20 protein-coding genes are annotated in these 22,153 nt (G+C 70.1%); 11 read left to right on the top strand and 9 right to left on the bottom strand.

The annotated features are described in order from the left end of the window. Positions 1-171 precede the first annotated feature (171 nt). On the bottom strand, positions 172-654 hold the full coding sequence (locus E9232_RS22860) for a MarR family winged helix-turn-helix transcriptional regulator (protein ID WP_309797837.1): 483 nt from the start codon (positions 652-654) through the stop codon (positions 172-174). Positions 655-722: 68 nt separating this feature from the next. Here E9232_RS22860 and E9232_RS22855 point away from each other — a divergent pair, with 68 nt between their 5' ends. The 7 genes from E9232_RS22855 to E9232_RS22825 all read left to right on the top strand — a co-directional run bounded on the left by E9232_RS22855 (position 723) and on the right by E9232_RS22825 (position 8,123). Then, the gene (locus E9232_RS22855; RefSeq protein ID WP_309797835.1) at positions 723-1,193 is read left to right on the top strand and encodes a GNAT family N-acetyltransferase; all 471 of its coding nucleotides are present in this window, start codon (positions 723-725) and stop codon (positions 1,191-1,193) included. A 5-nt stretch (positions 1,194-1,198) separates the two neighbouring features. Next, the gene (locus tag E9232_RS22850) at positions 1,199-1,936 is read left to right on the top strand and encodes an NAD-dependent epimerase/dehydratase family protein (protein ID WP_309797833.1); all 738 of its coding nucleotides are present in this window, start codon (positions 1,199-1,201) and stop codon (positions 1,934-1,936) included. Between the two features lie 23 nt (positions 1,937-1,959). Further along, positions 1,960-2,484 (top strand): cupin domain-containing protein, encoded by a 525-nt coding sequence (locus E9232_RS22845; protein WP_309797831.1) that lies wholly within the window; start codon positions 1,960-1,962, stop codon positions 2,482-2,484. A gap of 238 nt (positions 2,485-2,722) precedes the next feature. Next, a complete protein-coding gene (pbpC, locus tag E9232_RS22840) occupies positions 2,723-4,846 on the top strand; it encodes a penicillin-binding protein 1C (protein WP_309797829.1) in 2,124 nt (707 codons plus the stop codon). Positions 4,847-4,966: 120 nt separating this feature from the next. Further along, complete coding sequence (locus E9232_RS22835) at positions 4,967-5,443, top strand: MarR family winged helix-turn-helix transcriptional regulator (RefSeq protein WP_309797826.1); 477 nt, start codon at positions 4,967-4,969, stop codon at positions 5,441-5,443. Positions 5,444-5,445: 2 nt separating this feature from the next. Beyond that, complete coding sequence (locus tag E9232_RS22830; RefSeq protein WP_309797824.1) at positions 5,446-6,591, top strand: HlyD family secretion protein; 1,146 nt, start codon at positions 5,446-5,448, stop codon at positions 6,589-6,591. Positions 6,592-6,632: 41 nt separating this feature from the next. After that, the gene (locus E9232_RS22825; RefSeq protein WP_309797822.1) at positions 6,633-8,123 is read left to right on the top strand and encodes a DHA2 family efflux MFS transporter permease subunit; all 1,491 of its coding nucleotides are present in this window, start codon (positions 6,633-6,635) and stop codon (positions 8,121-8,123) included. Positions 8,124-8,138: 15 nt separating this feature from the next. Here E9232_RS22825 and E9232_RS22820 read toward each other — a convergent pair whose 3' ends face one another. Beyond that, positions 8,139-8,765 (bottom strand): macro domain-containing protein, encoded by a 627-nt coding sequence (locus E9232_RS22820; RefSeq protein ID WP_309797820.1) that lies wholly within the window; start codon positions 8,763-8,765, stop codon positions 8,139-8,141. 127 nt (positions 8,766-8,892) lie between these two features. Between E9232_RS22820 and E9232_RS22815 the strand changes: the two genes are divergently transcribed. Continuing rightward, on the top strand, positions 8,893-9,162 hold the full coding sequence (locus tag E9232_RS22815; protein WP_309797818.1) for a ribbon-helix-helix domain-containing protein: 270 nt from the start codon (positions 8,893-8,895) through the stop codon (positions 9,160-9,162). 242 nt (positions 9,163-9,404) lie between these two features. Here E9232_RS22815 and E9232_RS22810 read toward each other — a convergent pair whose 3' ends face one another. The 3 genes from E9232_RS22810 to E9232_RS22800 all read right to left on the bottom strand — a co-directional run bounded on the left by E9232_RS22810 (position 9,405) and on the right by E9232_RS22800 (position 13,396). Beyond that, positions 9,405-11,360 carry a bifunctional 2',3'-cyclic-nucleotide 2'-phosphodiesterase/3'-nucleotidase gene (locus E9232_RS22810; RefSeq protein ID WP_309797816.1) on the bottom strand — a complete coding sequence of 652 codons (1,956 nt, stop codon included), beginning with the start codon at positions 11,358-11,360 and terminating at the stop codon, positions 9,405-9,407. A 302-nt stretch (positions 11,361-11,662) separates the two neighbouring features. Then, positions 11,663-11,845: a YegP family protein gene (locus E9232_RS22805; protein WP_309797814.1), complete on the bottom strand. Its 183-nt coding sequence runs from the start codon at positions 11,843-11,845 to the stop codon at positions 11,663-11,665. Positions 11,846-11,947: 102 nt separating this feature from the next. After that, positions 11,948-13,396: a helix-turn-helix domain-containing protein gene (locus tag E9232_RS22800; protein ID WP_309797812.1), complete on the bottom strand. Its 1,449-nt coding sequence runs from the start codon at positions 13,394-13,396 to the stop codon at positions 11,948-11,950. Positions 13,397-13,560: 164 nt separating this feature from the next. Here E9232_RS22800 and aceA point away from each other — a divergent pair, with 164 nt between their 5' ends. Both aceA and E9232_RS22790 read left to right on the top strand, forming a co-directional pair. Continuing rightward, positions 13,561-14,844 carry an isocitrate lyase gene (aceA, locus tag E9232_RS22795; protein WP_309797810.1) on the top strand — a complete coding sequence of 428 codons (1,284 nt, stop codon included), beginning with the start codon at positions 13,561-13,563 and terminating at the stop codon, positions 14,842-14,844. Positions 14,845-14,870: 26 nt separating this feature from the next. Beyond that, a complete protein-coding gene (locus E9232_RS22790) occupies positions 14,871-15,071 on the top strand; it encodes a DUF4170 domain-containing protein (RefSeq protein ID WP_309797808.1) in 201 nt (66 codons plus the stop codon). Positions 15,072-15,198: 127 nt separating this feature from the next. On the opposite strand, the gene E9232_RS22785 is transcribed toward E9232_RS22790, so the two are convergent. From E9232_RS22785 to E9232_RS22775, 3 genes are all read right to left on the bottom strand, one after another. Continuing rightward, a complete protein-coding gene (locus E9232_RS22785; protein WP_309797806.1) occupies positions 15,199-16,104 on the bottom strand; it encodes an immunity 49 family protein in 906 nt (301 codons plus the stop codon). Beyond that, positions 16,104-19,580, bottom strand: coding sequence for a DUF4781 domain-containing protein (locus E9232_RS22780; RefSeq protein ID WP_309797804.1), 3,477 nt, complete (start codon positions 19,578-19,580; stop codon positions 16,104-16,106). The genes E9232_RS22785 and E9232_RS22780 overlap by 1 nt, the downstream gene beginning before the upstream one ends. A gap of 84 nt (positions 19,581-19,664) precedes the next feature. Next, positions 19,665-20,456 carry a hypothetical protein gene (locus tag E9232_RS22775; RefSeq protein ID WP_309797801.1) on the bottom strand — a complete coding sequence of 264 codons (792 nt, stop codon included), beginning with the start codon at positions 20,454-20,456 and terminating at the stop codon, positions 19,665-19,667. A gap of 420 nt (positions 20,457-20,876) precedes the next feature. On the opposite strand from E9232_RS22775, the gene aqpZ reads away from it, so the two are divergent. Then, a complete protein-coding gene (aqpZ, locus tag E9232_RS22770; protein WP_309797799.1) occupies positions 20,877-21,563 on the top strand; it encodes an aquaporin Z in 687 nt (228 codons plus the stop codon). Between the two features lie 56 nt (positions 21,564-21,619). On the opposite strand, the gene E9232_RS22765 is transcribed toward aqpZ, so the two are convergent. Then, positions 21,620-22,078: a GNAT family N-acetyltransferase gene (locus tag E9232_RS22765; RefSeq protein WP_309797797.1), complete on the bottom strand. Its 459-nt coding sequence runs from the start codon at positions 22,076-22,078 to the stop codon at positions 21,620-21,622. Positions 22,079-22,153 lie beyond the last annotated feature (75 nt).

Below are 22,153 nucleotides of genomic sequence, written 5' to 3'. Positions count from 1 at the left end.
TGCCGATGAACTTGAACTCTCAGATGAGCGGGAAGCGCTCGGTGATGCGCGATGCCGTGCTGAAGCGTTGGTCCGGCTGTCAATGAGATCGGTGGACAGACCGCGTTATTCCCGCACACCAGAAAATTTGCGATCACCGCCAGACGATCCCGGTCTAAACGGGTCTCTACCTCACGGCTCCGCCCCGCCGCCCTCGACCGCCACCGCGGCCAGCCAGCGGCGGATGGTCCGCTGTTCCTCCGCGGTCAGCCCGGCGACAAGCTGCGCCTCCAGCCGCTGGACGCGCTCGCGGGACTGAGCCAGCAGTGCCTTGCCGCCCTCGGTGACCTCCAGGGTCTGGATCCGGCCATGCACCGGATGCGGCTGCCGCACCACCGACCCAGCCTTCTCCAGGTTGGCGACGATGACGCTGACCGTCTGCGGCGTCAGCACCGCCAGCCGTGCCAGGTCGGCGCCGGACAGGCCGGGATAGGCCACCAGCATGGTCAGCACCGCGAATTGCGGCGGCGTCACCGCCAGGTCCGCCAGGGCGCGTTCCGTCCGCAGCCGATAGGCGCCGCCGGCCTGGCGGAGGAGATAGCCGATATATCCGTCCTCGCCGCGCTTGCCCTCGCCCGGGCGTGGCACCGCCGGCCCCGGAGTCTTCTTGACCATGATATCAGAGCTCTTATATATTGTTCGTGCTCTGATACTATCCTGGTTCCCATCGAAGGGCCATCGCGATGTCGCTCCCCCTCTCCGAATCCCCTCCGCCCGCCGCCGATCTGCGTCCGGTGGAGGATGAGGCCGCGGTCATCGCCTGCTGGCCGCTGATGCGGCAGCTGCGGCCGCATCTGGCCTCGGCGGCGGAGCTGGAGTCGCGGTGGCGGCGCCAGGCGGCGTCCGGCTATCGCCTGCTCGCCTTGTGGCGCGACGGCCGGCCGGTGGCGCTGGCCGGCTTCCGGGTCCAGGACAACCTGGTGCACGGGGTCCATCTCTATGTCGACGACCTCGTCACCGACGAGGCCGAGCGCAGCGGCGGCCATGGCGCCCGGCTGATGGCCCGGCTGGTCGAGGAGGGGCGGGCGCTGGGCTGCAGCAGGCTGGTGCTCGACACGCCGCTGACCAATGTCCTCGGCCACCGCTTCTACTACCGCAACGGGCTGCTCGCGACGGCGCTGCGCTTCGCCCAGCCGCTCTCTCCCCGGGAATGACACCCATGCCGACCAAGATCTTCCTCGCCGGCGCCACGGGCGCCATCGGCCGGCGGCTGCTGCCGCTGCTGCTCGAGGCCGGATACCAGGTCCACGGCACCACCCGCTCGGCCGCGAAGGCCGACGATCTGCGCGCCGCCGGCGCGGTCCCGGTGGTGGTCGACGTCTTCGACGCGCCGGCGCTGCTGCAGGCAATGGCCGCGGTGCGGCCGGAGATCGTGATCCACCAGCTCACCGACCTGCCGCCCGCCCTCGACCCCGCCCGCATGGCCGAGGCCGTCACCGGCAATGCGCGGATCCGCAGCGAGGGCACCCGCAACCTGGTCGCCGCGGCGCGCGAGGCGGGCGCGCGGCGGCTGATCGCCCAGAGCATCGCCTGGGCCTATGCCCCGGGCACGCCGCCCTATGCCGAGGACCAGCCGCTCGACCGGCAGGCCGAGGGGCCGCGGCGGATCAGCGTCGAGGGCGTGGCCGCGCTGGAGGTGCAGGTGCTGCACACGCCGCCGCTGCAGGGCATCGTGCTGCGCTACGGCCAGTTCTATGGCCCAGGCACCGGAGTCGACGCGCCGAAGGGCCCGGGGGCGGTGCATGTCGACGCCGCGGCCCGGGCGGCGCGGCTGGCGATCGACCGGGGGGGCCCGGGCATCTTCAACATCGCCGAGGCCGGCGGCCCGGTGCTGACGGACAAGGCGGTGCGCGACCTCGGCTGGGATGCCGGGTTCCGGCTGCCGGGCCTGGCATGAGCCGCCGTGACGGAGTGCGAGGCATGATCGCCCTGCGACCCGACCCGCTGCCCCTGCGCATGGTGATGCTGCTGGCCGTGGGCGCCGGCGTGGTGGCGCTGGCGGCCGCCCTGTCGATCCGCCCGGCGGGCCTTGCGGTCGAAACGCCGATGGCTGACCACATGCACATGCAGGCGGAGGCCGCAGGCGCCGCATCCGGGTCCGCCGCCCGGCCCACCACGACGGTCAGGCCGCTATCCTGCGAAAGGCTGCCGAACGTGCCCGGCAAGTCGATCACCACGGCGCTGGTCAAGTTCCCGCCCGGGGGCTACACCCCGGCGCACCGCCACCCCGGCTCGGTCACCGCCTTCGTGGTCAAAGGCACCATCCGGTCGCAGCTGTCCGGCGGCCCGGTCGACACCTTCGGCCCCGGCACCACCTGGTTCGAGCCGCCGGGGGCGCTGCACATGTTCGCCGAGAACGCCAGCGCGACGGATTCGGCGGAGCTGCTGGCGGTGTTCGTGGCCGACGACGATTGCGGCCCGCTGACCATCCCCGAGCCGCAGTGACGGCCGCCGCCTAGGCGGGTCCAGGCGCAGCCCGGGCAGGCCGCTGGCGAGCCGGGCCGCGTCCGCAGCAGAAGCAGGGCGCCGCACCCGTTGCCCGCCACGATCGCGAGGTTCGAGACCAGCAGGGCCGCCATCGCCGGGTCCCGCCTGGAAACAAACTTACAACTTCGTCGACTTGCCCCACGGGCAGCCATCAATCCGCCACGCCCCGCGCTAGAATGGCCGCGGAGGGATGGTGATGGGCGCAGTGCGGACACTCTGGCGACGGATCGCGATCGGGGCGGCGGCGGGCATGGTCTTGGCCGCGCTGGTGGTGGGCGCCGCCTTCTGGCTCGATGCCCGCTATCCCCCGGTGCTCGACCGCTATCTCGACCGCTCGGCCATCGTCCTCGACAAGGACGGCCAGCTGCTGCGGGCCTTCACCGCCCATGACGGCACCTGGCGCCTCAAGGCCACGGTCGCGGACGTGTCGCCGCTCTACCTCGCCATGCTGCAGGCCTATGAGGACCGGCGCTTCCGCCGGCATCTCGGCGTCGACCCGCTGGCGACGGCGCGCGCCTTCGGCCAGATGGTCCGGCATGGCGGCGTGGTCTCCGGCGCCTCGACCCTGACCATGCAGACCGTGCGCCTGCTGGAACCGCGGCCGCGCACCCTGGGGTCGAAGCTGATCGAGATGGCGCGGGCGCTGCAGCTCGAGGCGCATTATTCCAAGGATGAGATCCTCGGCATCTACCTGACCCTGGCCCCGTTCGGCGGCAATCTCGAAGGCGTGCGCGCGGCCTCGCTGGCCTATTTCGGCAAGGAGCCGACGCTGCTGACCCCGGGCGAGGCGGCGCTGATGGTGGCGCTGCCGCAGTCGCCGACCAAGCTGCGCCCCGACCGCTTCCCCAAGGCCGCCCGCGCCGCCCGCGACCGGGTGCTGCTGCGGGTCGCCGGGGCCGGCGCGCTCGACCCCCAGGCGGCGCAGGAGGCGACCGAGCAGCCGACGCCGACCGTCCGCCGCCTGCTGCCGTTCCGGGCGCCGCATCTGGCCGAACGGCTGGTGGCCGAGGATCGCGGCCGCGAGGTCCATCGCAGCACCATCGACGGGCGGCTGCAGGGCGGGCTGGAGGAACTGGCCGACCGGTCGCTGCGCGGCCTCGACGCCACCAGCAACCTGGCCGCGGTGGTGATCGAGAACGCCACCGGCCGTGTCGTCGGCTATCTCGGCTCCGGCACCTTCTTCGAGGAGCGGCGCGACGGCCAGATCGACCTGGCCCGGGCCGTGCGCTCGCCGGGGTCGGCGCTGAAGCCCTTCATCTACGGCATGGGGTTCGAGGACCGCATCATCCTGCCCGAGACGGTGGTGCTGGACCTCCCGATGCGGTTCGGCGACTACGCCCCGAACAATTTCGACCCCGGCTTCTCCGGCGAGGTGTCGGTGCGCGAGGCGCTGCAGCGGTCGCTCAACATCCCGGCGGTGCAGATGCTCGACCATGTCGGGCCGGCGCGCTTCGCCGCCCGGCTGCGCAATGTCGGCGCCCCGCTGCGCTTCGACGACCCCACGGTGCTGCCCAGCCTGCCGATCGCCCTGGGCGGCGGCGGCACCACCCTGCTTGACCTCGTGCGGCTCTATGCCGGCATCGCCCGCGGCGGCATCCTGCCGGATCTGGTGTGGCGCGCCGACGCGCCGCCCTCGGGCACGGACGGCCCGCGCATCCTCGACGCCTCCGCCGCCTGGTACGTCACCGACATCCTGGCCTCGGCGCCGCCGCCGGTGGCGATGGCCGATCCCGGGCTGATGCGCGACGGTCGCCGCATCGCCTTCAAGACCGGCACCTCCTATGGTTTCCGCGACGCCTGGGCGATCGGGTTCGACGCCGAACACACCATCGGCGTCTGGGTCGGCCGGCCGGACGGGTCGCCCAGCCCCGACCGCTTCGGCCGCAACACCGCGGCGCCGCTGCTGTTCCGCGCCTTCGCCCTGCTGCCGCCGCCGGCCCACGACGTGGTGGGACCGGCGCCCTCGGGCACGCCGGTGCTGCGGGCCGAGGACCTGCCGCCGCGGCTGCAGCGGCTGTCGCCCGATGCTGCGGTGGTGGCGCCCTTGCCCTCGCTGGCCGGGGTCGAACCGCTGGCCATCGCCTTCCCGGTCGACGGCGTCACGGTCGAGCGGCCGCGCGACGGCGATCGCTTCGGCTCGCTTTCGCTGGTCGCGGCGGGCGGGCGGCGACCCTTCCTGTGGATGGTCGACGGCCGGCCGATCCCGTCCTCGCCGATGAAGCGCGACGCGGACTGGACGCCGCCGGGCCCGGGCGCGGCGCAGATCACCGTGATCGACGCCACCGGCGCCACCGCCACCGCGCGGGTCTGGCTGCGCTAAGCGGTTCTTCTTCCCGTAACGTTCGAGGCTCAGCCTTGCGTCGCGCCCATGGCTGGGCCGTTTGCCCGAATCGGTCAACCGCTATATAGTAAGGCACCTTACAGTCAGGTGCCTTTGCACATGAGCGAGATCAAGCCGCTCGTCAGCCTCTACACCGTGATCAAGGACGTCGATCAGCTGATGCGCCGCCGCTTCGAGGAGCGGGTGCGGGCGGCCGGGCTCGACCTCAGCCGGCCGCAATACCGCGTGCTGATCTTCCTCGACCGCCACCCCGGCATCACCCAGGCGCGGCTGGCCGAGTACCTCGACGTCGAGAAGATGACCGTGACCGGCCTGCTGGACCGGATGGAGACGCGCGGCTGGGTCGAGCGCCGGCGCGACCCGAACGACCGCCGCGCCTATTCGCTGCATCTGCGCCCCGCCGCACGGCCGATCGTCGACCAGCTCGAGGTCATGATCGCGCAGTGGCAGGACGATTATAACGCCCGGCTGCCGCCCGAGGTGGTGGCCCGGCTGATCCATGATCTCGAAATCCTGAAGGCCAGGCTGGCCACGGATGCGGAGGAGCCGGCGGCGAAGCCCGCCGGGCAGGACTGACCATGCCGGACGGAACCAACACCCCGACCTCGGACCGGCCGCAGCAGGCTTCCGCCCCGGCGCCGACACCCCAGCCGACACTGGCGCCACCGCCGGCGAAGCCGCGCCGCCGCGGCCTGCGCCTGGTGCTGCTGGTTGGCGTGCCGCTGGTGATCGCGGCGGTCGGGCTGGTGCTCTATGGCATGGGCGGCCGCTACGCCGGCACCGACAACGCCTATGTCCATGCCGACACCGTGTCGGTGGCGCCGGAGATCTCGGGCCGCCTGGTCAGCATCGACGTCGCCACCAACCAGCCGGTCCAGGCCGGGCAGGTGCTGTTCCGGATCGACGACCGGGCGCCGCGCTATGCGCTGCAGCGCGCCGAGGCCGCGATGCGCAGCGCCAACTTCGACTACCAGGGCATCAAGGCCAGCCTGTCCCAGGCGCGGGCGCTGCAGCAGGTGTCCGCGGCCGGCGCGGCCTATGAGCAGCGCGAATACGACCGCACCTCGTCCCTGGCCAAGAACGACAACGCCTCCCAGTCGGCGCTCGACCTCTCCCGCATCCTGCTCACCACCGCCTCGATCTTCGTCCAGGTGGCGCAGACCCAGATCGACGTCACCCTGGCCAAGCTGGGCGCCGACGAGAACCTGCCGCTGGAGAAGTACCCGCCCTACGCCCAGGCCGTGTCGGACCGCGACCAGGCCCAGCTCGACCTCGACCACACCCAGGTCAAGGCGCCGTTCTCCGGCATCGCCGCCAAGGCCGACGCCGTGCTGCCCGGTGCCATGGTCGCTGCCGGGACGCCGGTGCTGGCCGTGGTGCGATCCGACAAGCTGTGGATCGACGCCAACATGAACGAGACCGACCTGACCCATGTCACGGTCGGGCAGCCGGTCACGGTCACGGTCGACACCTATCCGGGCGTCACCTGGACCGGCAAGGTCGAAAGCCTCAGCCCCGCCAGCGGCGCCGAGTTCTCACTGCTGCCGCCGCAGAACTCCAGCGGCAACTGGGTCAAGGTCACCCAGCGCATCCCGGTCCGCGTCGTGGTCGACACCGCCGACAAGCCGCAGCTGCGCGCGGGCATGAGCGCCGAGGTCTCGATCGACACCGGCCATGCGCGCGGCCTGCCCTTCATCGGGGGCTCGCTCTTCGGGGCGCAGTGATGAGCAGCCCAGAATCCGGTGCATCCGTCCCGCATCGCGGGATGATCACGGCCTGCGTGATGCTGGCCACCATCATGCAGGCGCTGGACACCACCATCGCCAACATCGCCCTGCCCTACATGCAGGGCAACCTCGGCGCCAACCAGGACCAGATCAACTGGGTCCTGACCTCCTACATCGTCGCCGCGGCGATCATGACGCCGGTCACCGGCGCTCTGGTCAGCCGGATCGGCCGCAAGAACCTGTTCATCGTCGCGGTGGTCGGCTTCGTCGCCGCCTCGGTGCTGTGCGGCCTGGCCCAGAACGTGACCGAGATCGTCGGCTTCCGCCTGCTGCAGGGCGTGTTCGGCGCGCCGCTGGTGCCGCTGTCCCAGGCCACGGTGATCGACATCAACCCGCCGGAACGGCGCGGCCAAGCCATGGCGATCTGGGGCGTCGGCGTCATGGTCGGGCCGATCCTGGGCCCCGTCCTGGGCGGCTGGCTGACCGACCATTATTCCTGGCGCTGGGTGTTCTACATCAACGTGCCGATCGGCGCCCTGGCGCTGTCCGGCATGCTGTTCTTCATGCCCGACAGCGGCCGCCAGGACTCGAAGCGGTTCGACTGGCTCGGCTTCGGCCTGCTCAGCCTCGGCGTCGGCGCGCTGCAGATGATGCTCGACCGCGGCCAGGACCAGGACTGGTTCAACTCGCTCGAGATTATCATCGAGACCGTGCTGGCGGCGCTCGGCTTCTACATGTTCGTGGTGCACCTGCTGACGGCGGAGGCGCCGTTCGTCCGGCCGCGGCTGTTCGCCGACCGCAACTTCGTGGTGGCGATGGTGGTGATGGCCATCGTCGGGTCGCTCTACTACTCGATCATGGCCCTGGCGACGCCGTTCCTGCAGACCATGCTGGGCTATCCCGTGGTGACCGCCGGGCTGGTGATGGGGCCGCGCGGCATCGGCACCATGGCGGCGATGCTGGTGGTCGGCCGCCTGATCGGAAAGGTCGACACCCGCATCCTGCTGCTGCTGGGCCTCGGCATGATCATCGGGTCGCTGTGGCGGATGAGCGGCTACAGCCTGGGCGTCTCGACCACCGGCTTCATGATCGACGGGCTGGTGCAGGGCGCCGGGCTGGGCCTGGTGTTCGTGCCGCTCTCGACCATGGCGTTCTCGACCCTGCCGCGGCTTTATCTCGACGAAGGCGCCGGCATCTACAGCGTGTCGCGCAACCTCGGCAGCTCGATCGGCATCTCGATCGTCACCGCGCTGCTGACCCGCAACACCCAGATCAACCACCAGCTGCTGGGCGAGCATGTCAACGCCTACAGCCCGGCGGTGCAGCAGCTGCCGCAGATGATGTCCCCGGCCACCACCACCGGCCGGGCCATGCTCGACCAGATGGTCAACCAGCAGGCCTCGCTGATCGCCTATATCGACGACTTCAAGCTGCTGATGGTGCTGGCGATCGTGGCGATGCCGATGCTGATCCTGCTGCGCAAGCCCAAGGTCGCCGCCGGCCCCGCGGTGTCGGTGCACATGGATTAGGCTCGGGCCAGCTCCCTAGTACTGCAGCCGCGTCGGGCGGTCGGTGTAGAGCAGCTGGTGGCGCTCGCTGGCCTCGGCCCAGCTTGTCGGCATCCGGTATCGGCCCAGCAGGACCTCATCGATCGCTGTCCGCATCTGCTGGGCGCAGATGTCTGCCGGAACCCGGCCGACGCCGGTGCCCATCCCCGGGAAGGCGATGGTGCGCAGCTGGTTCGACAGAGGCTCGCCGGTCGGAAGGGCGCCGTGCCGGGCCAGCAGCAGCACGGCGCGGGTCGCCAGATAGGGATTGATCGTCTCCGGCCCCAGCACCATCGGCACCCGCATGGTCGGCGCGGCGATCAGGAATGGCTGCGCCAGGTTGCCGGTCTCGACCACCTCGGCGCTCCCCACCAGCAGCTCGCCATGGTGACGGTCCAGGATCAGGCGGCGCAGCCGGGTCTGGACCTCGATGCCGAAGCGATCGACATACAGCGCGTCGATGCCGCCATCCATGAAGCCATAGCTGTTCGCCGGGCTGACCACGGCATCGCAGGCGACATCGAAGATCGAGCCGCGATGGACGGTGACCTCGGCGACATCGATGAAGGTCTTCTCCCAGGCGTCGGCGAGCCGGTTCTCCTTCGCGGCCAGAACGATCTGCATCGCGGCCTCCCTTCCGAGTTTGACCAGTGAATCATACCGGATGCGGCCCCTACCCAGGGAACGCCATCCGTAAACCGCAAGCCTTCGGGCGGTGCCGCTTGATAGTGTTGAACGGCAGGAGGCGATCATGACCGTCGAGATCTCGATCTCGCTGACCGACGACCAGGAAGCCTATGCCCGCGGCCTCGTCGCCAGCGGGGAGTATCCGAGCCTCAGCGCGCTGCTCCAGCGCGGGCTCGACATGCTGCGGCGTGACAGCGAGATGCGTGACGGGGAACTCTCGGCCCTCCGGTCGCTGATCGATCAGCGCCGGGCGGGGCTGTTCGTGGATCTCGACGAAGGTGAGGCGGCGACTCGAACGCTTCGGGCCTTGAGGCGCACGCCTTCGTCACTTTGAACAATAACTGAACCCAAACTTGTCATGCCACGGCTTGACCGTGGCATCCAGGGGCGGCCAGAGCAGTTCTTGGTGGCCCCTGGATTGCCCGGTCAAGCCGGGCAATGACATTAAAAGTTGAGACCGGTGGACTTCGCCCGGGCATCCAGAGGCTGTCGACAGCCCCTGGATTGCCGGTCAAGCCCGCCAATGACAACGGTGGAGCCGCCTTTATTCGGAGCGCTTGTTGTCAAGCATGCTGCCTACCCCCCGAACACCAGCCGATACTTGGCGAAGCCGTCGCCGGCATCTCCCGCCGGTTCGATGGTCAGCCCGGCCGGCACTGCCTGGGCGGCGGCGGGGGCGCTGGGGAAGGTCACCACCACGGTCTTCGGCAGCGGCGCGAAGGACCAGTTGCCGTCCGCGGTCGGGTTGATCCGGCCCTGCTCGTGGATGTAGCGCACCAGCACGTCGCGGTTGGTGTCCGGCGCCGTGATCACGATGTTCTTGCCGTCCAGCCCGGGGAAGCTGCCGCCGCCCCCGGCGCGGTAGTTGTTGGTGGCGACCACGAACTCCTGTTTCTCGTCGATCGGCTTGCCCTGGAACTGCAGGTCGGTGATGCGGTGCGCGTCCGGCGCCACCAGCTTGCCGTCGCCGTCGTAGCGCGAGGCCTGGGACAGGTCGATGCGGTAGGTGACGCCGTCGATCACGTCGAAATTGTAGGAGGGGAAGCTGGTGTCGATCAGCGGCTGCTCCTCCGTCTTCGCCGGGTCGATCCGGTTGAAGATGCCGGCCGACCGCTCCAGCCACTCGCGCACGATGGCGCCGGAGATGCGCACCGCCCGCACCGTGTTGGGATAGAGGTAGAGGTCGGCGACGTTCTTGATCGCGATCGGCCCGGCCGGGACGCTGGTGTAGTAGTCGGGCCCGCCGCGGCCGCCGGCCTTGAACGGCGCGGCGGCGGAGAGCAAGGGCAGCCCGGCCGCGGCGGTGCCGGCCAGCAGCGGGCCGATGTACCAGAGCTGGGCTCGGGAGACGATCTGCACCGACGGGTCGTCGGCCACCAGCGAGAAGAAGCTGGTGATCGGCGCGGTGATCTCGCCCACCGGCTGGCGGACATAGGCCAGGGTGGCGTCGTGCTCCGGCTGTGCCGCCGCGAGGATGTCCGGCCGGGAGTCGACCCGCGGCGTCACCTTGCGGTCCTTGCGGTCGTAGATCGGCCGCGCCTCGGACTTGAAGCCGGCGACCTTCCAGGCGGTGCCGTCATGCTCGAGGTCGAGGTCGATGACGCCGAGATGGCTGCCCCAGAACCCGGCCATTACCGCCGGGATGCCGTGCAGCGTGCCGCGTTCGGCGTCGACGCCGTCGATGCCGGCGAAATCCGGCCCGGGGAACACCAAATGCTGGTGGCCGGTCAGGATCACGTCGATGCCGGGCACCTCGGCCAGGAACAGGGCCGCATTCTCCTCGCCGCCGGCGCGGGTGCCGCCGGCGATGCCGGAATGGCACAGCGCCACCACGATCTCGGCGCCCTCCTTGCGCAGCTGGGGCACGAACTTGCGGGCGGCGTCGACGATGTCGGTGGTGGTGACATGGCCGGCGAGATGGCCCTGGTCCCACTGCATGATCTGCGGCGGCACGAAGCCGATCACGCCGATCCTGACCGGCTGCGGCCCGCCGGCCTCGTCCCGCAGCGTGCGCTCCAGCACCTTGTAGGGCGGCAGGTAGGTGCTGCCGTCCGGCTTCAGCAGGTTGGCGCAGACCAGCGGGAAGTTGGCTCCCTGCATCATCGCCTTGCCGAGATAGTCGAGCCCGTAGTTGAACTCGTGGTTGCCCATGGTCCCGCAGTCGTAGCTCAGCAGGTTCATCGCCTTGACGATGGGGTGGACCGCGCCGCCGTCCAGCCCGCGCTGATAGGCCATGTAGTCGCCCATCGGGTTGCCCTGGATGACGTCGCCATTGTCGAACAGCAGGGCGTTGGTGGCCTCGGCCCGGGCGGCGGCCAGCACCGCGGCGGTGCGGGCCAGGCCCATCGTGTCGTCGCCCTTGTCGCGATAGTAGTCGTACGGGAAGACCGCGACATGCAGGTCCGTCGTCTCCAGGATCCGCAGCTTGATTTTGGGCGTGGTCGCGGCGCGCAGCGGGGCGGGGACCAGCCCGGCCGCGGCGACGGCGACGCCGGCCTTCAGGGTGGTGCGGCGGCTGAGACGGTCGGTCATGCGGGGCTCCTGCGGCGCGGTCGGGTTCGGCCAGTCTAGGGCGAAGCAGGCAGCGCTTCCTAGCCGGGACCGGCGCGCCGCCAATCCTTGACCGATCGTTCGGTCAATGATGCTGGGGCCGGGTGCCGCCCTGAGTCCGGTGGCAGGGAAAAGCGCCCGCTATATCGGAACAGGTCGCCGAACAGGGGATGGGTGATCGTTAGGCGCATGGAAGTGCCCAGCCTCGGCCAGTCCAGCCCGAGGACGGTCTGGAATACGGGCTCAGCCATGCGGCAGGGCGCAGCCGAGCCCGTCGTCCAGGATCAGGCCGAGGTGGTGTCGTCGGTCGGCGCGTCGGGGCCGTTCTTCTTGATCGATTCGATGGCGTTCTTGGCCGAGGCCTTGCTGGAATAGCCCTCGGTCGAGAAGATCACTTCCGAATTGTATTTGAACCGGACCCGGAATTCGCCGGCCTTGTCCTTGTAGATCTCGAATTTGTGCGCCATGGGTCGCTCCCTCCGATCATCAAGTCCAGATGTCGAGTTTGATCTGAGAAACCCAACAATCGCAAGCAACTTCGGGCCGCCTGACCCGGGATCGTCTTCGCCTCATCCCGCCGGGGTGAATTGATAGGGGGTGGCGCCGCGCAGATTCTCGTCGACCGACAGCACATGGTTGAGCGGCGGGAAGGCGCGCTGGTCGCAATCCGGCCGTTCGCACAGCCGGCAATGCAGCCCGATCGGCGCCGCCGCCTCGTCCGAGGCCAGGTCGATGCCGTCGGCATAGACCAGCTGCGCCGCCTGGGCGATGTCGCAGCCCAGCGCCAGGGCGAAGCTCTGCCCCGGCATGCGGAAGCCGGCGCCGGGCTTGGACACGGTGCGGGCGATGCTGAACCAGCGGCTGCCGTCCGGCAGCTCCGCCACCTGGGTCTGGACCTGGCCGGGCGAGCGGAAGGCATCGGGCAGGATCCACAGGGGGCAGGCGCCGCCCATGCGGGCGAAGGCGGAATTGGTGGCGCCGAGCCGCTTGGAGACGTTGCCGGCCTTGTCGCTGCGGATCAGGAAGAAGGGCACGCCCTTGGCGCCCTGGCGCTGCAGCGTGGTCAGGCGGACGCAGACCTGTTCGAAGCTGGCCTCGAACCGGCTCTGCAGCACCTCGATGTCGTGGCGCAGCGCGGTCGCGGCCCGCCAGAACCGGTCATAGGGCATCATCACGGCCCCGGCCAGGTAGTTGGCCAGGATGATGCGGCCCAGCCGCGACGCCGCGGGGCCGGAGAAGCCGACCGGCGCCACCATCTCGTCCAGCAGCCCGCGATACTTGATCAGCGCGATCTGCACCGCCAGCTGGAAGCTGCGGCTGGGCAGCGGCAGCATTTCCGACAGCAGGATGCGGCGGCCGTGCCGGTCGTAGCGGCGGCGCACCGGGCCCATCACCTCGACCGGCATCACCTTGACCCGCAGCGTCAGCTCCTCGTCGAGATAGCGGATCAGGCCGGGGAACAGGGCGCCGGGTTCGATCGACCCGGCCTGCCAGATCTCCTCCGCCGCCGTCTCCAGCTCGGGGAAATGGTGGCCATGGGCCTGCACCCAGTCGCGGACCTCGTCCAGCGGCGAGGCCGTGTCGGCGAAGGCGCTGTCGGGCGCCGACTGCTTCTCGGCCAGGAGGCGCAGCGTCTCGCGCCCCTCGCGATAGGCCTGGTACAGCGCCAGCACCGCCTCGGCCGCGGCCGGCGCCTGGGCCGCCAGGTCGATGATGTCCTGCCGCTTCAGCCCGGCGGTGCCCGGCCGCGGCGTGGCGAACAGCGGGTCGCCGAACACTTCGCTCAGGCCGCCCACCAGCCGCTCGCCCTCATCCTCGGCGAAGGTCGCGAGGTCGAGGTCGAAGATCTGGCCCAGCTTCAGCAGGATCTCGACCGTGACCGGCCGCTGGTTGCTCTCGATCAGGTTGAGGTAGGAGGCGGAGATGCCGAGCCGCTCGGCCAGCTGCGCCTGGTTGACCTCGCGGTCGCGCCGCAGCCGCCGGATCTTGTGCCCCAGCATCGCCTTGCGCGCCGCCATCGAAATTCTCCGATTTACAAAATGTTCGTCAACAAGATTTACAACCTTTCCCTTTCACGCTCAAGGATGCGTTGACGCGAGATAGGGCCAGACACAACATCATTCTTATCTTCGCAGCGCAACATGACGCGCCGCCCCGACCGAGAATGAAAAGGATTTACAGGATGGCTCCCCTCGACTCCCCGAACCAGACCGAGACCCGGATCGCCAGCGGCCGGTTCGACGGCATCGTCCGGGACTACAGCCCCGCCGATGTCGAGCGGCTGCGCGGCTCGGTCCGGATCGAGCACACGCTGGCCCGGCTCGGCGCCGAGCGGTTGTGGGAGCTCTTGGACAAGCGCGACTTCGTCAATGCGCTGGGCGCCACCAACGGCACCCAGGCGATGCAGCAGGTCCGCGCCGGGCTGGAGGCGATCTACCTCTCCGGCTGGCAGGTCGCGGCCGACGCCAACACCGCCGGCCAGATGTATCCGGACCAGAGCCTGTACCCGGCGGATTCGGTGCCGGAGGCAGTGCGCCGGATCAACCGCACGCTGCAGCGCGCGGACCAGATCGAGCATGCCGAGGGCGGCGCCAAGCGGCACTGGTTCGCGCCGATCATGGCCGATGCCGAGGCCGGCTTCGGCGGCCCGCTCAACGCCTTCGAGCTGATGAAGGCGATGATCGAGGCCGGCGCCGCCGGGGTGCATTTCGAGGACCAGCTGGCGTCGGAGAAGAAGTGCGGCCATCTCGGCGGCAAGGTGCTGGTGCCGATCCGCAGCTTCATCCGCACCCTCAACGCCGCCCGTCTGGCCGCCGACGTGATGGGGGTGCCGACCCTGGTGCTGGCCCGCACCGACGCCGAAAGCGCCAAGCTGATCACCACCGATGTCGACGAGCGCGACCATCCCTTCATCGACCGCGGCACCCGCACCGAGGAAGGCTTCCACCCCATCAAGCCGGAGAACCGGATGGAGTACTGCATCGCCCGCGGCCTGGCCTTCGCACCCTATGCCGACCTCTTGTGGATGGAGACGTCGAAACCCGATCTCGGCCAGGCCAAGCGTTTCGCCGAAGGCATCCACAAGCAGTTCCCGAACAAGCGGCTGGCCTACAACTGCTCGCCCAGCTTCAACTGGAAGGCCAATCTCGACGACGCCACCATCGCCAAGTTCCAGCGCGAGCTGGGGGCCATGGGCTACAAGTTCCAGTTCATCACCCTGGCCGGCTTCCACAGCCTGAACTTCGCCACCTTCGAGCTGGCGCGCGGCTACAAGGACCGGCAGATGGCGGCCTATTCCGAGCTGCAGCAGGCCGAGTTCGCGGCCGAGGCGCATGGCTACACCGCCACCAAGCACCAGCGCGAGGTCGGCACCGGCTATTTCGACGCCGTCAGCCTCGCCATCTCCGGCGGCAAGGCCTCGACCACCGCCCTCGGCGACTCGACCGAAGCCGCCCAGTTCCACTGATCTCTCGCGCCCAAAGGAGGAATGCCATGACCCGCCCGAACAAATTCTGGATCATCGGCGGCGAATACGCCGACACCCGCTTCGACCGGCCGATCGACGGCACCACCAGCCTGCAGGGGCCGTTCGACAACTACGACGACGCCCTGCACACCTGGCGCCAACTCGCCGCCGCGACCACCAGCAACGCGCATCAGCGTTACACCATCGCGCATGAGGGGGCCCGGTAGGGCTCCTGATCCGCGACCGGGCCGGGCGGCGCGGGCGCACCGTCCGGCCCGCTTTCCCGGCAGACCCTCTTATTCAGATGACCCCCAAGGCCCGGCCGAGCGATCGGCCGGGCCGCCTCCATGCGGGCTATGCGGTGCCGTCGACCACGCCCTGCGGCAGGTAGTCGGACCGGATCCCGACCGGCAGGCCCAGATCGCGGCGCAGCGCCGCCCAGGCCAGCGGGCCCAGGGCGATGAAGCCGTTGGGGTCGCTGTCCTGCGGCTCGCCCGGATTGGCCTGCATCTCCGACCAGTAGCGGCGGTGCAGCACCAGGGCGTTGCGCAGCGCCGTGTCGAACTTCGCCGCATCGGGGTCGCGGTGCAGCAGGGTCAGCTCGATCTCCGGCGACACCAGGAATTGGGCATAGTCGCGGGCGGCCGGGGCCAGTCCGGAATCATTGCAGCCCTGGATCGCCTGCAGCAGCAGCTGGTTGCCGGCGGCATCGCCGCGCAGCAGGGCCTGCAGTCCCTGGGCGTGCGCCAGGCCGTAGATCCGTTCCTCCGCCGCGGGGGGCTGCCGCGCGATGCGGTCGACCGGCACCTGCGCGAACAGGTCCAGCGCGATCCGGTCGCGGGTGGCCAGGGCGGCGTGGCAGGCCTCGACCAGCCGGCGCGGGGTCAGCCCCGTCGGCCGCTCCCGCCCACGCGGCAGCTCGACCGCGCCCGGTGGGCCCGGCGGGCCGAGATCGACCCGGAGCGGCGGTCCCGCCGGCGTCACCGTCACGCCCGCGGCCATGGCCGCCCGCGCGCCGAGCCGCAGCCGCGACGGCACCTCGTCCTCCGGCCCCAGCAGCTGGCGCAGCCCGGCCAGGGCCAGGGCTTCGTCGGCCAGCGGCACCAGGTTGCCGGGGCGCTCGGCCAGGCTGTCGCGCAGCATCGGGATCTCGTCGGCCCGGTCCTCCGCCTGTTCCGCCAGCGCGCCGCGGTCGCGGCCGGGCCGGTGCCGGGCCACGAAGCCGGCGCTGTCCCCGTCCATGGTCCTGCCGTCAGCCATCACCGCGTCCCCAGATCGAATTGCTTCGCCGTCGCCGCCGGCGCCGTCGCGGCGCCCGAGGATGGATCGTGGCCGATCGGCGTCCGGACGGTGAGATACACGACCTCCGCCGGCTTGCCATCCGGCGTCTTGCCGTAGCGGTAGGTGTTCAGCAGCTCTTTCCCGGTGGTCTTCGCCTGGCCGGTCAGGTTGGTGCGCATGTTGTCGGCGATGGCGGCGAAGTACTCGGCGGTGCCCTGCGTCTCCACCTGCCCGTTCACCAGCTTGGTGCCGAGCGGCGAGCCGCCGCCCTTGGCCTCGACCACGATGAAGCGGATCTTGCCGTCCGGAAGCGTCTGCCGGTAGACCTGATCGAAGTCGCCGGGCCGCGAGCCGGATCCGGGCCCGCCATATTCCAGCCGGGCGCCGGGGTATTGCTGCGCCACATAGGCCATGCCCCCCAGCTCGCCGATCTCGGCGCTCTGCGCCACCACCTCCTGGCCCTTGGCGTTCTTGACCGATGTGTCGGTGGCCGCGTCGCGCTCCGAGACCGCGGTGTCGCGGGCGGCGAGGGCGGAGGTGAGCTGCGTCTGCTGTTCCGGGGTCAGCCCCGTCGGCAGGCTGATCTTCGGTGCGGCGCCGCCGGCGATGGCCGGGGCGTAGGTCGGCAGGTGCCCCTCGGTCACCTCCTGGATGCGGTAGACGCCGTCGTCGCCCTTCACCAGGCCCAGCCGCGGATGGCTGCTGTCATAGGCATCCGTCCGCACGATCTCGGGCACGGTCTCCGGCCCGGTGGTCCGGAAGTAATAGCCCTGGCCGGCATAGGGGCTGTTGTCGATCGCGTCGCCAAGCCCCGGCTGGACCTCCTCGGCCCGCGCCTGGCCGGTGCTGGGCGCCTCGATGTCGGCCTGGGTGGAGTCGGTGACCATCCGCCCCAGCGCCTCGTTCTGCTGGTCGAGATAGGCCCGGGTGGTCTGGATGTCGCCGCGCAGCGCGTCCTTCTGCTGCGCCGTCAGATTGGGGTCGTCGAGCCGGCGCTGCAGGTCGGCGATCTTGCGGTCGAGCTTGATGCCCTCGTATTTGACCGAATAGGCCAGGGTCCCCGGCTTGGGCTCATCCATCCAGCCCCGGATCAGGCCCTGCAGCCCCCGGTCCTGGGCCATCATGCGGGCGACGTCGCGATGCAGGGCGATGTCGGCGTCGGTCGCCTGCTGCCCGGCCTTGATGGTGATCGCGCCGGTCTTCGGGTCCTGCACGATGCTGACCCGATCGCCCTCCAGCTCGCTGGTCCGCGCCACCGGCGGCTCATAGGCGGCGGTCAGCCGGCGGGTCAGCGCCGCCGGGTTGAACATCTCGCCGGGCGATCCGGTGGCGCGGGCGCCGACGCCGATGGTGGCGCCCCAGAAGCCCATGGTCAGCAGGCCCTGGGCCCGCTGCTCCGGCGTCATCGACCCCCAATTCACCGCGAGATGGATGCCCATGTCGACGAAGGCGCCGGCATTGGCGGTGTTGGCCACCGCCTGGGTGGTGCCGATCACCCGGGCCGCCGCCGGGCTCAGCCGCGCCCCGGCGCCGGCCAGGCGGGTCAGCGCGCCGGCGCTGGCGAAGGCGGCGATGCCGGTGCCGTTGGCGGCCAGGCCCAGCCACAGCATCCGGGCGTCGCCATCGGTGAAGGGGTTGATCGACTGGCCGTGCTGCGACCGGTCGATCAGCTCGCTGCCGGTCTGGTACACGCCCCAGCCCCCGGCCGCGACGCCGATCCCGACCAGGACCGGGGTCGCGGTGCCGCCGCTGCCGACGATCAGGATGCCGCCGGCGATGATGCCGCCGACCAGGGCGGCGCCGTCGAAGACGCTCTTCACCTCCTCCCAGGTGGTGTCGATCGTCTTCGGCGTGTTGCCGTGCGACAGGTCCACCGTGCCGTCCGGCTTCAGGGTCAGATGGCCGTCGGTCGGATAGGTGACGTCGCCGGGCGGTAGTTCGTTGTGGGCCTTCCAGTCCTCGAAATCCTGGTAGCTGCGCCCGGTGTTGTCGACGAACTTGTCGCCGGACGCGGTCTGCACCCGGAACAGCGGCAGCTGCACCGGGCCCGAGGCGTTGCTGGAATACTGGATCGGCAGCACCGTGACCTGGGCGTTGGCGCCGCCGATGGTGCGGATCTGGTTGGCCACCGTGCCGACCGGGTCCTTGCCCGGCCCGTCGGCGTAGTAGGAGAGCTGCCCCTGCGCCACCTTGGCCTGGGCCTCCTCCGGCGACATGCCCTTCGGCACCGCCGGCGGGAAGCCCATGGCGTAGCCGACGGTGTTGTCGAGATCGGTGCCCTGCAGCGTCTGCGCCGCGTCGCCCCGGCCGGTGAGGTACTGCTTGGCGTTGTCCTGCGCCTGCAGGCCGACGATCGCCGGGTTGGTCCAGGGATCCTCGGTCCGCTTCAGCGTGTCGGCGGTGATGCTGCGGTCGGCGCGGATCGTGGCCAGGGCGCCGACCCGGCCGTCGAGCCCGATCTTGCCGTCATTGCCGTTGCCGAACAGCAGGACCTGGCCCTGATGGGTGCCGAGGATGCCGTCGAGCCGCCGGGTCTCCGCATCCCGCTGGGCCGGATCGTCCGGGAACCATTCGCGCGCCAGGGCCTGCGCCATCTCCTGCCGCAGGCCGTCGCGCTTGTCTATGTCGAACGGCGTGGCCTCGGCGAAGGCGGCCTGGACCGTGGCGCTAACGGCCGGGCTTGGCGGGCCGTCATTCATCGCGGTCAGGACCCGCTGCCGGGCCATCGCCTGGATGCCGTCGGCCCCGCCGCGGGACTGCAGCGCCTGCATGAAGCGGGCGGCGTTCTCCGGGCCCAGCGAGACGACGGTCTGCCGCAGCGCCGCAAGGGTCGAGGTCGTCTCGTTGAGGTCGCCGGAGGTCGCCTGCAGCGTGCCCAGGGCCAGCGCCAGGGCCTTGCTGTGCGGATCGTCGCCGGAGCCGTTGCCGGCGGGCTGCTGCATCAGCGCGGCGGCGCGCAGCGCGAAGCGTTCGCCGACCACGCCGCGCAGCTGCGGGCTGTCACCCAGGGAGCCCGCGAGATGGCCGGCCTCGCCCAGCCCGCCGCCCTTGCCGTCCGACCAGCGGTCCAGCATGCGGTCGACGAGGTAGCGCTGCTCGTCCGGGGTCAGGCCCCGTAGCTCGGTCGAATGGCCCTTCAGCGCCTCGCGGACATGCTCGTGCGACGGGGTCTGGCCGAAGCCGAGGAAGCCGCCATTGGCGTCGGAATGATGCTCGACCCAGTCGTCGATGCTGCGCCGGCGGTCGTCGCTGACGACCGGCACCACCGGGGCCGTGTCGGCCGCCGGCGTGGCGGCAGGGGCCGCGGCGGGGAGCGGCGCGGCGGCGGGCGGCAGCACCGGCTGTCCGGTCCGGGCCTTGGCCACGGCGGACTGGAAGTCGGCCGTGCGCGCCGAGGTCCCGGTCAGGGGCCGGTAGGGCTGAAGCCGCTGCGGGCCGCGGATCGGCTCCGGCATCCTTGTCCTTTCCAACGCTTCGGCCGGGTCCCGGCGATGGCCCGGCCGTGGAAACGCGTGATGTCAGATGGGCTGCCCGGATGCCTACGGCGTGCCGTCCGGGTCCTTGCCTTCCTTCTCGTTCCAGGCGGTCTTGTCGACGTCGACGCCGTACTTCTCCTTGGCCAGCTTGGCGAGGATGGTGTCGATGGCGACGTCGGTCTTGTCGTTGCCCCAGCTGTGGCGCAGCAACGGATCGACGATCCCCTTCACCGTCTGCGGCTTGTTGTCGTCGTTGCTGGTGCCCCACTCCGACCCGAGATCCACATATCCTTCGAAGATCGACCGCCGGATCGCGTCGTTGCCCTGGCCGTAATCCAGCCCGATCAGGGTGGTCAGCGCCGCCTCCTGCTGGCCGGCCGGCACCGTGGAGATGTACTGCCGGACCGCGGGCGCGCGGTCCTTCTCGGGCATGCCGGGAAGCGTCGCGCCGAAGGCCTGGGGCGACGGAGTGTCCGGCGTCTTGGGATCCTGCTGGAACGCCGTCTTCGGCAGCAGCACGACATCCTGCTGTCCGGCCGGGTCCTGGTCGCCGAAGACCAGATCCTGGCCGTGGCCCGGGCGCACCAGATGCTCATTGGCCGGCAGCACCTGCGCCGCGATCACCGGATCCGTGAGGCCGCTTTCCTCACCGATGCCATAGATCGAACCGCCCGGCTGCACCGCGACGAAATAGTAGTCCTTGTCGAGGTCGTCGACGCTGACGCCCTTGGCCTTTGCGGCCTGCTGGATGGCGTTCGCCCATTCCGCCGACAGCGGCGAGGGCTGCGTCGTCTTGCCGTCGGCGCCGGTCACGACCCGTCCGTTGCGGTCGATCGATAGACCCGAACCTGTCATCGCGAATCATCCTTCTTGCGGGAGGGCAGGGCGGCGGTCGGATTTCGCCATAGGGTACCATGTCGCGCGTGGGCATCAACAACCGACCCGGCCGGAGGTTCCAGCACCGCGAAACCGTCCAGGTCCGAGAGGATCCGTCGCACAAGGATGCGGTCTCCGACCTTCGGAACGGACAAGAAACAACATCGATGCGTGGCCGCCGTTCGACAATGTCCTGCCGCCCGACTTCTCCAAGGGCACACGGGGCGATGGCCGGGATCGAGCCCATCGTCGCGGCCGCTATTGCAATCGGCCTTGAGAGGAATGCTCCATATTGTCTAAAAGTCATTTTATTGCGTGCAATTACATAAAACTATATATTGTCCCGTCGATCATCCATGCCACTAGCGGCAGTAGGAGATCGAACGGAGGGGAAACTCCATGCTCAAGCGAGTCCTTGCCGAGGCGTTGGGGACGTTCTGGCTCGTCCTCGGCGGCTGCGGCACGGCTGTCCTGGCCGGGTCGCACGTCGGGTTCGGCGGCGTCGCCGCGGCCTTCGGCCTGACGGTGCTGACCGGCGCCTTCGCGCTCGGCCGGATTTCCGGTGGTCACTTCAACCCGGCCGTCACGGTCGGCCTGTGGGCGGCAGGCAAGACCAGCGCGACCGATGTCGTGCCCTATGTCGTGGCCCAGGTGATCGGTGCGGTCATCGCCGCCGCCGTCCTCTATGTCATCGCTTCCGGCACCGCCGGCTTCGACATCACCAAGGGCTTTGCTCTGAACGGCTACGGCGCGGGTTCGCCCGACGGCTACGGCCTGACCGCCGCCCTGGTGTCCGAGGTGGTGCTGACGGCGGTCTTCCTGGTCGTCATCGTCGGCGTCGTCAGCAATTCGACGACGGCGCCCTTCGCGCCGATCGCGATCGGCCTGGCCCTGACCCTGATCCACCTGATCTCGATCCCGGTCACCAACACCTCGGTCAACCCGGCGCGCAGCACCGGCGTCGCGCTGATCGCCCAGGGGCTGTCGCTGCAGCAGCTCTGGCTGTTCTGGGTCGCGCCGATCGTCGGCGGCGTCATCGGCGGCCTGATCGGCCGCTTCTTCACCGAGGAATCGGCCAAGGAATAGGCCCGTCTCTCGGAACCGGACCTGCAAAGCCCGGCGGCGCCAACCGCCGGGCTTTTTCAGTCCAGGGCCTTCTCCATGAACACGCTCAGCGGATCGGGGCCGTAATCGCCGAACGGGCCGCGGTCGCGATAGCCGAAGCGGCGGTACAGCCCGATCGCCTCGGGCTGGCGGATGCCGGTCTCGAGCTGGATCAGCGTCACGCCGAGGCTTCGGGCCTCGCCCTCGATCCGGGCCAGCAGGTCGCGCCCGACCTTCAGCCCGCGGGTGGCCGGGTCGACGAACATCCGCTTCAGCTCGGCCTGCCCGTCGCCGCCCACCACCAGCGCGCCGCAGCCGACCACCCGCCCGTCCCGCCGCGCCACGAAGAAGCGCACCGCCGGCCGATCCAGCGCGCCGAGGTCCAGCATGTGGTTGCTTTCGGCGGGGTACAGGCTGGCGGCATAGGCGTCCGACTGGCGGATCAGGTCGAGCACGGCGTCCTGCCGCGGCGATTCGAGGGAGATGGCGGTGGTCACTGGCAGAATCCTGGTCGATGTCCCCCGACTATAGCCGCCCGTCCGGCGCGGAACAGGGGCATTCCGGCTTTCCTC

This window comes from Inquilinus ginsengisoli (genome assembly GCF_031453975.1).
Taxonomy (GTDB): Bacteria; Pseudomonadota; Alphaproteobacteria; order DSM-16000; family Inquilinaceae; genus Inquilinus; species Inquilinus ginsengisoli_A.
This window is presented reverse-complemented; position numbering and strand designations above follow the sequence as displayed.